Here is a 14,987-nt window from a genome sequence, read left to right as displayed (position 1 = left end):
GGTCTGAAAATATAATAATTTTTTTCATAATTTTAAAATTATGCAATTTATCAGCAAAAAAGTAGATACATTTTTTATATTTTTTTGGTATTTTAGAGGAACTATAAATATTCTCAAAATGAGAGTAGCTTTGGTTGGAGCAACTGGAATTGTTGGACGGGTATTGCTAAAAATTTTTAAGAAAATTTCTGGAAAAAAAGTACTTTCTGTAGCTTCAAAAAAATCTTTTGGATTTGGAGAAGAAATCTCTTTTAAATTTAAAGATACCCATTGTAGAATTCTTAGCCTAGAGGAGGTTATTTCTTTAAACCCTTATTTCTCCCTATTATCCGCTGGATGTGAAATTTCCAAAAAATGGGCTCTACGTTTTGTAGAATATGGAAGTTTTGTAGTTGATAACTCTTCAGCGTGGCGTATGGATCCAAATAAGCTTCTTATAATTACAGAAATAAATGTAGGAGATATTTCAGAAAAAGACAAGGTTATTGCTAACCCAAATTGTTCAACTATCCAATTGCTAATAATTTTAACTCCTTTACACAAACGCTATATAGCCCATAGACTAGTTATCTCAACTTATCAATCTGTAACTGGAACGGGTAAAAAATCTAGGAATCAATTGGAAAAAGAATCTCTGGGAAAATTTGTGGAAAAAATATATAAACATCAAATATATAAAAATGTTTTACCTTATTGTGACCTTATAAAAGAAGGAGGATGCACTAAAGAGGAAATTAAACTAATAAGAGAGACTAAAAAAATTCTAAAAGAGGATAGGATCTCTATAACAGCTACAAATGCACGACTTCCTATTACAGGGGGACATTCTGAATGTGTAACCATTTATTTTAAAAATAAAATTTATTTAGATGAAATCCTAAATATTTTTTCAAATACTCCAGGAATTCTTGTTCAAAACTGTCCAGAAAATTGTTATTTTCCTATGCCAATTTTATCTAAAGGAAAAGATGAAGTATTTGTTGGTAGAATACGAAGATATTCTACGAATTCGTTGAATTTATGGATTGTAGCAGATAATTTGCTAAAAGGAGCTGCAAATAATGCCATACAAATTTATGAATATTTATTCAATAATCAGTTTTTAAATGAAAAAACTCTCAAAGGTGAAGGAGTTATTATCCCTTAAAAAAAAAAGTAGAGAAAGGAGTAGAAAAAAATTATTTATTGTTGAAGGAATTAAGGAGTTTCAAATGGCCTTGAAAGGAGGATATCTTCCAGATAAAATTCTTCTTTGCAGAGAAATACTTAAAACAAGAAAAGTAGAATTTTCTGAAAAAATTACAGAAATTAGTTCAGCATTTTTTTTAAAGATTGCTTACAGAAAGAATAGTGGAGGAATTATTGCAGTTTTTAACCAAAAACAAAAGCTTTTAAAAACTCTTAAGTTGAAAGATTATCCTTTAATTCTAGTTCTAGAAAGTATTGAGAATCCAGGAAATATTGGAGCAATATTTCGTACTGCTAATGCTGTATCTGTTGATGCTATTGCTCTTTGTAATCCAAAAACAGATACGTTTAATCCTAACATTATTCGCTCAAGTTTAGGTAGTATTTTTACTACAAATTTTTTTGTTGAAACTTCTTATAGGCTAATATCCTTTTTAAGAAAAAAAAAAATAAAAATTTTTTCTACAGTTTTGCAACAAAAATACTTTAACATTTATAAAGTTTATTTTAGAGATGGACTAGCTCTAGTAATAGGCAATGAAGCAGAAGGTCTATCTAAAATATGGATGGAAATTTCCGAAAAGCTTATAAAAATTCCAATGAATGTAAATGTGGATTCTCTGAATGTAAGTAATGTAGCAGCTATAGTTCTTTTTGAAATTCTTCGACAACGTTCATTCTAAGCTATTCTAAGAATAATATTATTAAAAATCTTCTAAACTTAAGAAGTATAAATATCTTAATATGTTTTTATGGCCAACTTAACTATACCATTTTTTATTTTATGATAAATTATATTTATTATACAGGTAAACTCACCAAGATAAAAGATATCAAAATTTTTTATTGTATAGAAATATATTCTTTCATAAAACTTCATTTTATACCTTTTTTTTAAAAAACTAAAAAAAGTTTCCATAAAATGAAAACTCTCTTCTATACAAAGAGTCAATTTTAAGGAAAAATTTTTCATTAAATGGACCCTTAAAATGGAAAAAGAAATATATTGGAATATTCTTCCAATATATTCATTTTTAATGAAAAAGAGATCTATACTGTAAAATGATAATAAAATATGATTTTTCTTAAAAAAATAAGGTAGATTATTTGGTGCAATAACCTTTTTTATGCTTCTTACGGAAGTTCCTAATTTTTCATTCATTAAATATGATAAAAAATGTAATTTAATTTTTCTTTTTTGTATACTTACTAAAGTTTTAGTATGTAAAAAGGATGCTCCATAATAAGAAAATTCAACAGATCCTTCATAGGATAGACAATACAAAAGTCTTGAATTTGAAAAAACCCAAGGATCCGAATTTATAATTCCTGGAACTTCCTTACAAATAATTTTACTTTTCGCTTCTAGTAAAGAAGCGAAAATAGATGAACTATAATCTGATCCTTCCCTACCCAAAGTTGTAGTAAAATAATTAAAATCAGAACCTATAAAGCCTTGAGTAAAGTTTAGTCTATCTATAATAAATCTAGTGATTTTAGAGAATGATTTTGTACAATCTATTATTCCATACCTATATATTTTATTCGTACTAATAGATTTTCTAACATCAAGCCAAATATTCTCAATACCTATACAATGTAAATATTCGCTAATAATTTTTGTAGATATTAGTTCCCCTTGACAAATAACTTGATCATAAATGAAATCTACCTTTAATTTATCTTTTTTTAGGAAAATTTTTAAATCAGAAAAAAAAATATCAATTTTGTTAAAAAAATTATTACTTTTTGGTAATAATTCATATAAAATTTTAATATGATTTTTATATACTTTATAAATATTTTTATTTAAAAAAGACTTTTTTATAAAACTTTCCAGAAAATTAGTTGTCTTTCCTAGAGCTGATGTTATTATTATTTTTTTTCCCCCTATTTTTCTAAAAAATCTATAAATTTTTTTTATCCTTTGAGCATTTCTTACTGAAGATCCCCCAAATTTTGTAATTTTTATCTCCAATTTGCCAAATTTTTTAATCCGTCATATGTACAATTATTGTTTATTTTTATTGTCACACATCAAAAACTAATTTGAACGGCAAAAAGTCTATTCGTATTATTTTTAAAATTGGAAAATCTTTTTCAGTAGAAAATTTCTGCCTGTTCTATCTTGAGAAAGATGGTATTAGACCTTTTCATCGTAAAATTTATTTTTTTATTTTAAAAAAAAAAATTAAAAGATCTGTGGATCGTAATAGAATTAAAAGGTTGCTTAGATCTTTGTTTAGGAGAAACAAAGATAGAAAAGAATTCTATCTATCTGTTAGATACACAGTAAATATACTTACAATATTTAGCAAAAAATATTAATTTTTAAAGAAAATGTAGAAAATTAAATGGACATTTAACGTAAAAATTATAAAAAGACAATAAAACAATTCCAAAAATTTTATACACTTTTTCCTATTATATTTTCGAAAATATCAGAATATTCTCTAGCTAAGTAGAATTAGTTATAAATCAATGCTAAAAGACAGACTGGAACGGGATCGCATATAAATCAAAGAAGTTAAGGAGCCTGTTATAGTAAAAGATACAGTCAGAAACCTGTTCACTTTTACTAAATTACAGTCCTAAAATCATTTCATTGTAAATAAAAAACAAAACGCTAGATCAAGCGATCGAAAATGAATAGATATCAATCCCAATAATTTTCAATAAAGCATTTACTGATAAAAGTAGAAAGATAAAAATAGATGATCACTTTTTTAGCATCATAGATGCTTTTAGGCTTAAAATAATAGGGAGATTACCTAATCTATCGATTATGCTATTTAGCATACTGAAACAAATGAATTTATAAATTCCATATTATTTTTTTTATATAATATACATTTATTTTTTTAAAATTTTTTATCTATTTATGAATACTTAAAAATGGTCTCTATATTTAAAAAATGTCAACTTTTAATAGTCATTATATGCATTATATAGCTAAATATATGTTTTCCACTAGCTTATTATGGACTTATTTATGGAATTTATTTTATGCTGTATGGAATATTTCCATAAGAGGTATCTTATTTTCTTCAAAGATCTGACCATTTTTGTCCCCCTTACTTTTATTGGTCTAATTAGAAGCAATGTATAGGACATAACATATAAATTTATAACATAATCAGGCATGATTGCGTAGGATGTATTTGGATTGGGAGTTTTTATTTATGAGTGTATTTTTTCTCTTTTTTAAAAAATCGAATATGTCATCCATTTTTTATTGAGAGGAAATATTATGAGTATCCATTTAATGGTCTATTTTTTTAAAATAAAATGGTTCAAAGAATAAAATATTTTCATTTTTTTTCTGCTGAAAAAGTATATCAGAGATTTCTCCCATATTCTTAGCTGAGGGGAGTATATTAGGATGATATTCAAAGTCCAGCTTTAAAACATTCAAAGCTTTGAATGCTCCATCTCCTATTATATGAATTTTTTTATTGGAATATTCTTTATAAGAATTATTATTTAATATAATAGCCTTTATGGGAAAAAGCATTTTACCAAATGAATCAAATACGGTTGTATAAACTTCTTTACTATTAGCATCAATCATAGGGATCAAAAACCCAGATGAAGGATTCATTTCTTTACTAATTACAGTAAGAGTATCTATTGATAGCAGAGGAATATTCAATACGTAACAAATACCTTTAGCTGAAGCTACTCCTATTCTTAAACCAGTATAGGATCCAGGACCTTTACTAACGCAGAGAGCGTTTAAATTGGAGAATTTTATTCTTGCTTCTTTCAAAGATTTTTTGATAAAAACATGTAGATTCTCGGAATGAGAATAGTTTTTAGTCTCAAAAAGACTAATGCAGTTTCCGTCTTTAGAAATACTTACAGAACAATTTTTTGTGGAAGTTTCTATATTAAGTATTATGGCCATATCTTCTGAAGAATCTTTGCATAAAATTTAATTTTGTTAATCATAGAGAACATTCCATTAGTTCTAATAGGGGAGATTAACTCATTCAGTCCAATATGATAAATAAAATTTATTTTTGCAGGTATAATTTCTTTGGGATATTTATCTGAATAAACTCTACTCATCAAAGCAGCAATTCCACTAGGTAAAATAGCATCACTATCAGCTCGTAAAATTATATTGCCATTTCTTAAATATGCGCCAATCCAAACTTTAGATTGGCATCCTCCTATTAGCTTATCTTCACTTCGTTCTTCCATTTTTGTAAGTGATTTACCAATATTTATAATATGTTCATATCGTTCTTCCCAATTTGAAAAGTGGGAAAATTCTCCTATTATTTCTCTTTCCACTATACTCATATAACTTAATTCATCTATCCTTTTTAGATTCATCTTCTTGGTTTTTATCTTCAAAATCTTCTTGAGTTGCTTTTTTAAACTCTCTCTATACCCCTTTCATTAGTTATGCCCTAAGTCGAGATAAAATCTCAATTCCTATAATTTATGTTTGTTCCAAAAGAACCCAATGCCATTATTTAAAAAGCAGGAAACAATCATTAAATATACTGCTTGTTCTAAAATATTTAGAACAATTCCATTTGGAACACAAGTAGTAGATACAGCCTATCTAGGCTAAAAATAGTAAAAATATCATTTTCCATTTAGGATAATTCACAGGATAGTTCTTTTGTACCCATATCTAGGAGCCGAAGCATAGGCTAGGCTGAGTAGTAATGTTCCTAAAGAACTTATTAAAATTCCAAATTTGGATAATAAAACTAAAATATTAAATAAAATTGGAACAGTATTCCTATTAAAGAAATATATACTCCAATAATAGTTCTATCAACAACTTTATAGGAAATAGAAAAATTTCTATAAATTCCTCAGCCATCATAATTAACGGAACAGTAGATAAAGTTCTATTATATTTTTTTGTTTATCATAAATTTTGCTATTTGCTGGACATTTTAACAAATGAAAAAAAATAAATAACGGATCCTACTAGAGTGAATAAATAAGTCATTTTGCTATAAATAATTTTAGCATCTACAGCTTTATTGATAAAGAAAGGCTCTATACAGATCCTAAAAGACATAACATAGGAGCTTATGAAAGCTGCTATACGATAGCATGCCGTCCGTTCATTTAATCATAAATACATCGTTTAATAATAAGCAAGCTTTTGATTAATAGAAAAAACAATAGCTCCTATCATTAGGGTATAAGCCTTTTAATAATTAAGGGAATATTTATTTTTTTTTAAAATTTGTCTTTATAAGAATTGGGAGAAAATAGATAAAACTTACTAATGAAGCAACAAAATTTTAAAAAAAAATATATACAGTTCTATCTGTATGTTTTTTTGATAAGATCAATTGGTAAGAAAACAATATGATTAACCGATGAAAGCATGCTAACATAAAAAAAATATTAAAACCCCCTCTCTAACGTCCATATCATTAGCTCTGAGCCAATGATATGGAAGTACACAAAGAATATCAAGGAATGAGAACATTAAGAACATTAAGAGATATTCTTCATGTCCTTTCCCAAGGATATAAAAATCAATCCAGAAAGGAAAACTCCTAAGGAGAGTTCAATCATTCCATTTGAAAACACAGTATCCTCTGTTTTTATACAGAAAACGTAAATAAGAGTTTTCTAGCCCAAAGTAATAAAATTAATTAGCAAAAAAGAGTATGAGTACATATCACTGTAAATATAAAATTCAATTGGGGCTAATTTTGTGGTAAATAATTTTAAAAATAGATAATTAACTTTTTAAACAGAACCAATCCAAATGGATTGGTAGCAAAAAAATACAAAAAAAATGTATATTACGAAACATAAAATTGACGAATTTAATTCAGTAATTTCTTTATCAATTTTCGAAGAGGATTATAGTAAAATCGTAAAGAAGATAATAAAAAAATACAGAAAAAAAACCTTTTTGCCAGGTTTTAGAAAGGGACGAGTTCCGAAAGAATTTATTCGGTAAATATATGAAGAAAAACTAACTAATTATGAAGTTAAAAAAATTTTTAAAAAGGTAATTCAAGCCTCTATATATCGATAATATATTTTAGTAAAAGCAATTACTTTAGGGGCAAATAGAAAATCCAAGTATTTTTTTTTTTAAATTTTATAGAACTTTTCCTCCTAAATTTAAAATATATTTTAAAAAAATAAATACTCCTTCTAAAATACTTTTAGAATAGAAGGAGGTTTCTAAAAAAATAAAGAGTATCCAAAGAAAATTTGGAATTTCTTCATATAAGAGAATGGATAATAAAAAAATTGGTAAATATAGAACCTTAAAGGAACTTTACCCAAAAAAATACGCTAATGAATTTAATTCAGAAATAAGTGAAATACTTTTATCTTCGTATGACAGTAAAGTCTACGATTATTTGTAGAATGATATTCTGTTAGAGAAACTTGTGGAAAAAACTTTATTCAAGTTTACCAAAGATTTTATTCATAGATATATGAATTCATATTCTACGGAATATATGAATAACAAGGAGAAATATTTAAATAAAAAGAAAGAAATAGAGCATTTTTTTCGTTTTAAATTTATTGAAAATAAATTGGTTAATGATTTAAAAATTTTCCAAATTCTTATAAAGAAAAAAAAATTTTAAGATTGGATGAATTTCTATCTCTTGATTTTTTTTTTATAAATGCTTATATTAATTTAATTAATTAAAACTAAAATTCAGTGGATTTTAAAAAATATGCTATCAAGAATAAGGGCATTAGCAGCTTGTCCTTACATTATTATGAGGATTCTTTAAAATCTTTTTATGAATCTTCTATAACACCTTATATTACTGAAGAACGTAAATTAAATGTTGCTCAAATAGATGTTTTTTCCAGGTTAATGATGGATAGAATCTTATTTCTAGGGACTTATATAAATGATCAAGTAGCTAATATTATTCAAGCCCAGTTATTATTTTTGCAATCAGTTAATAATAAGGAAATTCGGATTTATATTAATTCTCCTGGAGGATCCGTTTATTCTGGATTGGGTATTTACGATACAATGCAAATGGTTTCACCTGATATTGCCACAATTTGTACAGGAATGTCGGCTTCTATGGCAGCAGTATTGCTTTGTGCAGGCACAAAGGGAAAAAGAGCAGGATTAAAGCATTCCAGGATAATGCTACATCAGCCTATAGGTGGAGTATATGGCCCAGCTTCTGATGTTGAGATTTCATTGCGTGAAATCAATAATATAAAAAGGGAAATATATGAAATTATCGCGCATCATAGCAAACAATCTTTTGAGAAAGTTGAAAAAGATTCTGATAGAGATTTTTGGATGACTTCTGAAGAAGCTTTGAAATATGGAATTATTGATGAAGTATTAGGGGCAGAATAAAAATAAAAAGTAATGAAAAGAGAGTTTAAATGTGGTTTTTGTGGCCGAAAAAGAGCAGAAGTAATTGTACTCATAGGTGGAGTAGAAGAAGAAGGGTATATCTGTGATCATTGTATATCTCAAGCTAGTCTCTTAATGAAAAAGAGATCCTTTTTCAAATTCAAAAGGCCTATACTTCATACACCTCAGTATACTCAGAATAACAATAAAAATTTAAGAAATTTTATGACTCCTAAAGATATTAAATTTTATTTAGATAAACATGTTATAGGCCAGGATGAGGCTAAAAAGACACTTTCTGTGTCGATTTACAATCACTATAAATGCATCGCATCCTATGATTATTTGGAGGATGGATTAGATTTGGAAAAATCTAATATTTTGATGATTGGGGCTACTGGAACAGGAAAGACTTTACTTGCACAAAGTATTTCCCAACTTTTAAAGGTACCTTTTACCATAGTAGATGCAACTGTCTTTACAGAAGCGGGATATGTGGGGGAAGATGTAGAAAGCATATTAACCAGATTATTACAAGCTGCAGATTACGATCTAAAATATGCAGAACAAGGAATAGTTTTTATTGACGAATTAGACAAAATAGCTAGGAGAGGAGATAACCCTTCTATTACCCGTGATGTTTCTGGGGAAGGGGTACAACAAGCTTTGCTGAAAATATTAGAAGGGTCTATTGTTCACATACCACCTCAAGGTGGTAGAAAACATCCAGATCAAAGAATGATCCCAATAAATACTAAGAAAATATTGTTTATATCAGGAGGGTCTTTCGATGGTTTAGAGAGAATAATCTCCAATAGATTGAATTTATCCAGAATAGGGTATCAAACAAAAAAAAAAGAAATGAAAAATAGAGAAAACCTTTTACAGTTTGTTCTGGCTCAGGATATTCAGGAATTTGGCTTAATTCCTGAGCTAATAGGGCGTTTTCCAGTTCTTGTTCACTTGGATCCTTTGGATCCTAGTATTCTGAAAAGGATTTTATTAGAACCCAATAACTCCTTGATTAAACAATATCAAAAGATCTTCTCTTTGGATAAAAGATCTTTAAATTTTACCGATGAAGCTTTAGATATTATTTCTGAAAAGTCTTTGGAATTTAATTTAGGCGCTAGAGGTTTGCGTTCTTTTTGCGAATATCTTTTAAGAGATCTAATGTTTGATATAGATGGTCCTGTAAATCTTTTAATTGATAAAGAGTTTATCCTCAATAAGATTCGTCCACTTTGTTACTTAAATTAAATAAATTTTAATAGGAGCTTGATTAAAGCGTGTAGCGTATACAATTTAGTAAATAATGTGAAAACAAATGAAGATAAAAATACCCCACTTCTTAAGCAGTATTATGCTATAAAATCAAGATATACAGATGCATTATTACTCTTTAGAGTGGGGGATTTTTACGAAGCTTTAGCAGAAGATGCTATTAAATGTTCTCAAATACTTAATATTGCTTTGACAAAACGTTCTAATATTGATTTAGCTGGATTTCCATATCATTCCATTGACTCTTATCTACCAAAACTTGTTAGAGCTGGTTTTCGTGTAGCTATTTGTGATCAGTTAGAAGAATCTCAGTCTAATTCTCTTCTAAAAAGAGATGTTACAGAATTAGTTACCCCATCTCTAGCGTTAAACGATCAAATCTTTGATTCTCGTACTAACAATTTTTTAATCTCTCTTTTCTGGGAAAGAGAGAAGGGTGGAGCTGCATTATTGGATATTTCTTCTGGAGAATTTTTTCTTTTAGAGAATTCCACAAAACATTTAAATGATTTAGTGAAACGTTTTCAGCCAAATGAAATTATTTACCCAAAAAAATTTAAAAATATATTTAATATTGTTTTTGGGGTAGAGTATAGGAATTATGCTATGTTTGATTGGGTTTTTGAATATAACGCAGCTTACGAAAAACTGACTCGTCTCTTTCAAATAAAATCTCTTAAAGGGTTCGGAATTGAAAATTTATCTTTAGGGATCTCAGCTGCTGGAGCTGTTTTACAGTATCTTTCTGATACTCACCATCATTGCCTTGAACATATATCTTCTATTAACCAAATGGAAGAAGAAAAACATATATGGTTAGATGATTTTACTTTGAGAAATCTTGAAATAGTAAAATCTCTTAACGATAAAGGTTTGTCACTAATTGATATTCTTGATAAAACAGTATCTACAACAGGAGCTAGGCTACTGAAAAGGTGGATTTTATTTCCGCTGAAAAATATTTCAAAAATTGAAGAAAGACATAATGCCGTATTTGAATTTTTGGATAAAAAAAACATCTCTTCAAGAATCTTTGATCAACTTAAAAGAATATCGGACGTGGAAAGACTCACCTTTAAAATTTCTTCTAAACGTATCTCACCTAGAGAGGTAATCGTTTTGCATAAATCTTTGGTAGCAATTTCTACAATTAAAAAAATTTTTTCAAATGAAAAATCATCTGTATTTAAAATTTTAGCTGAAAAACTCCATTCTTGGAATGGAGTTAACGACATAATTATGAAAACACTTTCTTCTGATCCTCCTTATCAAATTAATAAGGGAAATGTTATCGCAAAAGGTTATTCTAAAGAGCTAGATTATTTACGTGACTTGATGTCTTCAAGTCAAGATTCTATTGAAAAACTTTGCTTAAAAGAGCGTAACTGTACAGGTATTGGAAGTTTGAAAATTTCTTTCAACAGAATCTTTGGGTATTATATAGAAATCAGAAATGCATATAAAAATAAAGTTCCGAGTAGATGGATTCGTAAACAAACCTTAGCAAATTCTGAACGATATATTAGCGAAGAGCTAAAAGAGTATGAGGCTAAAGTTTTGGGAATTGAAAAAAAAATCTTTTCCTTAGAAAAGGAGATTTTTAATAAATTAATTCTCCATCTTTCTGGATTTATAAAAATTATGCAAGAAAACGCAAGAAATATAGCTTGTATTGATGTTTTTCATTCTTTTTCTATTTGTTCGTCTGTAAATAATTACATCAGGCCAGTATTAGACGAATCTTTTGATTTAGAAATTTTTAAGGGAAGACATCCTATAATTGAAAATATTGGTAAAACTTATATAGTTAATGACATTATTCTTAATAGAGTTTATCAACAGATTTTAATGATTACAGGGCCTAATATGGCTGGAAAATCTGCGATCCTTCGGCAAACAGCATTGATTGTTCTAATGGCACATATTGGAAGTTATGTTTCGGCTAAAAGTGCTAAAATTGGTATAATAGACAAAATTTTTAGTAGAGTTGGAGCTTCTGATAATATCTCTCTCGGAGAATCAACTTTCATGGTTGAAATGAGTGAAACTGCAAATATTTTGAACAATTTTTCAGATAGAAGCTTGATAATTTTTGACGAAATTGGAAGAGGGACAAGTACTTATGATGGAATATCCATTGCTTGGGCGATAACGGAATTTCTCCATAAGCATGTTAAAAGACCTAAAACTTTATTTGCTACACATTTCCATGAATTAAGTGAAATGTCTAGATTTTTTAAAAGAATTAAAAATTTTAATGTTTCCGTAAAGGAAATAGATGGAAAAGTAGTTTTCTTGTATAAACTTATACAAGGAGAAAGCGAACACAGTTATGGTATTCACGTTGCAAAAATGGCTGGAGTTCCCTTTCTCGTAATTCAACGAGCTACTGAAATTTTCAACTTTCAATTAAAGTTTTTTAAAGATAAAACTCTTGAATCCATAAGAGATAATCTTCTAAAGATAGATTTGAATCTTTTCTCTCCTGTAGAGGCATTAATAAAACTGCATGAGTTTAAAAAAATGATAAAAATGCGAGAGTAGCTTAGTTGGCAGAGTACGACCATGCCGAGGTCGAGGTCACGGGTTCGAAACCCGTCTCTCGCTAATGCCTGTGTGGTGGAATTGGTAGACACGCTGGACTTAAACTCCTGTAGCCTTTATGGGCTATACGGGTTCGAATCCCGTCATAGGTACACTGTAATTGGGATCACGACAGGTTTCGAACCTGTGACCTCTTACTTAGAAGGCAAGTGCTCTATCCAACTGAGCTACGCGACCTTTAGGATCGGGGTGGAAGGATTCGAACCTTCGATCGCCTGGTCCCAAACCAGGCGCGATACCCAAACTACGCCACACCCCGTGTAGTGGAACGGAGAGTGTGGGATTTGAACCCACGCGACAGAATATTTCTGTCGACAGTTTAGCAAACTGTTCCGTTTAACCATCTCTGGCAACTCTCCTTTAATTTTTCTAAAAATGAGAGAAACTGTAACACCTATTATTTTGGGTATAGAATCATCTTGCGATGAAACATCAGCCTCCCTTTGTAAAGGGTTTCGGATACTTTCAAACGAAGTATCCACCCAAGAAATCCATAAAAACTTTGGTGGAGTAATACCAGAATTAGCCTCTAGATTTCACCAAAAAAATATAGTTTACATCATTCAAAAAGCTCTTTCTTCAGCAAAAATATCTAAAGATCAGTTGAATGCAGTTTCTTTTACTATAGGTATTGGTCTTATTGGGTCTTTATTTGTAGGTGCTTCTTTTGCTAAATCTTTAGCTTTGACACTAAATATACCACTAATTGGAGTGCATCATGTTAGAGCTCATATTTTAGCTCATTTTATTGAAGGGGTTCATTATACTCCTCCAGATTTTCCTTTTTTATGTTTGACTATAAGTGGAGGACATACAAAAATAGTACTTGTAAAAAATTTTTTCAAAATTAATTTGTTAGGTCAATCGGTTGATGATTCTGTGGGAGAAACTTTTGATAAAGTGGCAAAACTCTGGGGGTTTCCATATCCAGGAGGGCCTTTAATTGATAAATATGCGATTGGGGGAAATCCTAATCGTTTTTCTTTTTCAAAACCTAAGATAAATGGATTAAATTTTAGTTTCAGTGGATTGAAGACTCATATTTTATTTTTTACTAAAAAACAATTAAACATAGATTCCATGTTTATTAAAAAAAACTTACCAGATTTATGCGCTTCTTTCCAAAAAGTTATTTGTGATCTTCTAATTGAGAAAATTGAAAACGCTGTTTTGATAACAAAAATTCATAAAGTAGCTATTGCTGGAGGAGTTTCCGAAAACTCAGAATTTCGGAAACGATTTTTCCATATTTCTTTCCAAAAAGGGTGGGAAAGTTATCTTTTACCCAAAGAATATACTTTGGATAATGCAGCTATGATTGCGCTAGTTGGTTTTCTAAGTTATAGAAAAAAGAAGTTTTCCCATTTTAGTATGGGTCCTAAAAAATAGGAGAAAAAATCATTTTTTATATTTTTTAATAAATTTTTCTATACGTCCTTCTGTATCCACGAATTTAATTTTCCCTGTAAAAAATGGATGAGATTTGCTGGAAATTTCCATCTTATACAGAGGATAGTCCATATCTTCAATTTTTATCGTATCTTTTGTTTTAACAGTTGATCGACTAATAAACCAATCTCCACTACTTATATCTTTAAAAGCAACTAATCTATAATTTTCTGGATGAATATTTTTTTTCATATTAAAAAAAAAATTTATCCGTATAAATTATGAATATTTATAAAAATAGTCAAATTTCAAAAATGTTTGATCGTATTTATTCTTTCTTTTGGAGCTTCTTTTACATGGCGTAAGAAAGTAGTCTCTGTTATTTATTCTTTTTTATCCAAAAAAGTATTGGATTTAGCATATGGAACAGGAAGTTAAAATAATAAAGGGACTAGATGTTATAGGTCACGATATTTCTGATGGAATGCTTGAAATAGGAAGAAAAAAAATAAAAACTCTAAAATTAGAGAATCGTATAAAAATGTTAAAGGGACTATGCTTTTTTAAAGTAATTTTTTTTACGCAGTTCCAGTGTCTTTTGGCTTGCGAAGATCTTTGTTTCAAAGAAATTCATAGAGTGGGTGGAGTTTTCCAAACCAAAAAGAAAGATTCTAAAATATTTATATACCTTTTACCCTAAAATTTATATCTCTGTGACAAAATTGTTTACTATTACTTACAACGTTCAATATTTTCTTTTTCGCATATATCTCATATAGAGAAAGTGTTTCTGGATAAAGGGTTTTTAGTAAAAAAAATTATTACTTTGACTTTAGGAATAGTTTCCATATATGGCTCTAATAAAATGGAATAATTTTTTATTTTAAAAGTTGTTAATTATGCACTTTTCTAAAAAAAAAATTTTTAAAAAATATGGAGGATTTGAAGAAAATACAGGTTCTACTCAATCCCAAATAGCTTTATTATCCTTTAGGATAAACCATTTAAATAAGCATCTTGAACTAAATAAAAAAGATCTCAATTCAGAGAGAGCTTTGGTAAATTTGGTAGGTAAGAGAAAGAGATTGCTTAAGTATCTAAAAAAAAAGAAATCATTATACGATAATATTATAGAAAAATTTAATCTTAGATAAGAAGATTATTTTTTAAATAAAAAAAT

General features: G+C 28.4%; 13 protein-coding genes and 5 tRNA genes. 11 read left to right on the top strand and 7 right to left on the bottom strand.

What is annotated here, in order from left to right; genetic code table 11:
- The first annotated feature begins 40 nt into the window (after positions 1 to 40).
- On the top strand, positions 41 to 1,147 hold the full coding sequence (locus VF849_00385) for an aspartate-semialdehyde dehydrogenase (GenBank protein HEX9232502.1): 1,107 nt from the start codon (positions 41 to 43) through the stop codon (positions 1,145 to 1,147).
- The gene (locus tag VF849_00380; protein HEX9232501.1) at positions 1,107 to 1,871 is read left to right on the top strand and encodes an RNA methyltransferase; all 765 of its coding nucleotides are present in this window, start codon (positions 1,107 to 1,109) and stop codon (positions 1,869 to 1,871) included. The genes VF849_00385 and VF849_00380 overlap by 41 nt, the downstream gene beginning before the upstream one ends.
- 56 nt (positions 1,872 to 1,927) lie before the next feature.
- Here the strand turns inward: VF849_00380 and VF849_00375 are convergent, their stop codons facing one another.
- The 3 genes from VF849_00375 to VF849_00365 all read right to left on the bottom strand — a co-directional run bounded on the left by VF849_00375 (position 1,928) and on the right by VF849_00365 (position 5,529).
- Entirely contained in the window at positions 1,928 to 3,166 is a 1,239-nt protein-coding gene (locus VF849_00375) for an aspartate kinase (GenBank protein ID HEX9232500.1), read from the bottom strand.
- A gap of 1,284 nt (positions 3,167 to 4,450) precedes the next feature.
- Positions 4,451 to 5,095, bottom strand: coding sequence for a tRNA (adenosine(37)-N6)-threonylcarbamoyltransferase complex dimerization subunit type 1 TsaB (gene tsaB / locus VF849_00370; protein ID HEX9232499.1), 645 nt, complete (start codon positions 5,093 to 5,095; stop codon positions 4,451 to 4,453).
- A complete protein-coding gene (locus tag VF849_00365) occupies positions 5,086 to 5,529 on the bottom strand; it encodes a SufE family protein (GenBank protein ID HEX9232498.1) in 444 nt (147 codons plus the stop codon). The genes tsaB and VF849_00365 overlap by 10 nt, the downstream gene beginning before the upstream one ends.
- 1,892 nt (positions 5,530 to 7,421) lie before the next feature.
- Here VF849_00365 and VF849_00360 point away from each other — a divergent pair.
- The 6 genes from VF849_00360 to VF849_00335 all read left to right on the top strand — a co-directional run bounded on the left by VF849_00360 (position 7,422) and on the right by VF849_00335 (position 12,510).
- Entirely contained in the window at positions 7,422 to 7,556 is a 135-nt protein-coding gene (locus VF849_00360) for a hypothetical protein (protein HEX9232497.1), read from the top strand.
- Between the two features lie 305 nt (positions 7,557 to 7,861).
- Positions 7,862 to 8,530 (top strand): ATP-dependent Clp protease proteolytic subunit, encoded by a 669-nt coding sequence (locus tag VF849_00355; GenBank protein ID HEX9232496.1) that lies wholly within the window; start codon positions 7,862 to 7,864, stop codon positions 8,528 to 8,530.
- A 12-nt stretch (positions 8,531 to 8,542) separates the two neighbouring features.
- Positions 8,543 to 9,790 (top strand): ATP-dependent Clp protease ATP-binding subunit ClpX, encoded by a 1,248-nt coding sequence (clpX, locus tag VF849_00350; protein ID HEX9232495.1) that lies wholly within the window; start codon positions 8,543 to 8,545, stop codon positions 9,788 to 9,790.
- Between the two features lie 57 nt (positions 9,791 to 9,847).
- The gene (gene mutS, locus VF849_00345; GenBank protein HEX9232494.1) at positions 9,848 to 12,358 is read left to right on the top strand and encodes a DNA mismatch repair protein MutS; all 2,511 of its coding nucleotides are present in this window, start codon (positions 9,848 to 9,850) and stop codon (positions 12,356 to 12,358) included.
- Positions 12,349 to 12,421, top strand: a tRNA-Gly gene (locus VF849_00340). The genes mutS and VF849_00340 overlap by 10 nt, the downstream gene beginning before the upstream one ends.
- Before the next feature lie 3 nt (positions 12,422 to 12,424).
- Positions 12,425 to 12,510, top strand: a tRNA-Leu gene (locus VF849_00335).
- A gap of 11 nt (positions 12,511 to 12,521) precedes the next feature.
- Here VF849_00335 and VF849_00330 read toward each other — a convergent pair.
- From VF849_00330 to VF849_00320, 3 genes are all read right to left on the bottom strand, one after another.
- Positions 12,522 to 12,595, bottom strand: a tRNA-Arg gene (locus VF849_00330).
- A 7-nt stretch (positions 12,596 to 12,602) separates the two neighbouring features.
- Positions 12,603 to 12,677: transfer RNA gene (locus VF849_00325), tRNA-Pro, on the bottom strand.
- A gap of 10 nt (positions 12,678 to 12,687) precedes the next feature.
- Positions 12,688 to 12,777: transfer RNA gene (locus VF849_00320), tRNA-Ser, on the bottom strand.
- A 16-nt stretch (positions 12,778 to 12,793) separates the two neighbouring features.
- Between VF849_00320 and tsaD the strand changes: the two genes are divergently transcribed.
- Complete coding sequence (gene tsaD / locus VF849_00315; GenBank protein ID HEX9232493.1) at positions 12,794 to 13,807, top strand: tRNA (adenosine(37)-N6)-threonylcarbamoyltransferase complex transferase subunit TsaD; 1,014 nt, start codon at positions 12,794 to 12,796, stop codon at positions 13,805 to 13,807.
- 9 nt (positions 13,808 to 13,816) lie between these two features.
- Here tsaD and VF849_00310 read toward each other — a convergent pair whose 3' ends face one another.
- Positions 13,817 to 14,059 (bottom strand): type B 50S ribosomal protein L31, encoded by a 243-nt coding sequence (locus tag VF849_00310; GenBank protein ID HEX9232492.1) that lies wholly within the window; start codon positions 14,057 to 14,059, stop codon positions 13,817 to 13,819.
- A 169-nt stretch (positions 14,060 to 14,228) separates the two neighbouring features.
- Between VF849_00310 and VF849_00305 the strand changes: the two genes are divergently transcribed.
- Both VF849_00305 and rpsO read left to right on the top strand, forming a co-directional pair.
- Complete coding sequence (locus VF849_00305; protein HEX9232491.1) at positions 14,229 to 14,507, top strand: hypothetical protein; 279 nt, start codon at positions 14,229 to 14,231, stop codon at positions 14,505 to 14,507.
- Between the two features lie 199 nt (positions 14,508 to 14,706).
- Positions 14,707 to 14,961, top strand: a complete 255-nt coding sequence (rpsO, locus tag VF849_00300) for a 30S ribosomal protein S15 (protein HEX9232490.1) — start codon at positions 14,707 to 14,709, stop codon at positions 14,959 to 14,961.
- Positions 14,962 to 14,987 lie beyond the last annotated feature (26 nt).

Source organism: Blattabacteriaceae bacterium (assembly GCA_036390115.1).
Classification (GTDB): Bacteria; Bacteroidota; Bacteroidia; order Flavobacteriales; family Blattabacteriaceae; genus DASQPV01.
The sequence above is the reverse complement of the archived record's forward strand: the minus strand, read 5'-3'. Positions and strand labels throughout refer to the sequence as shown.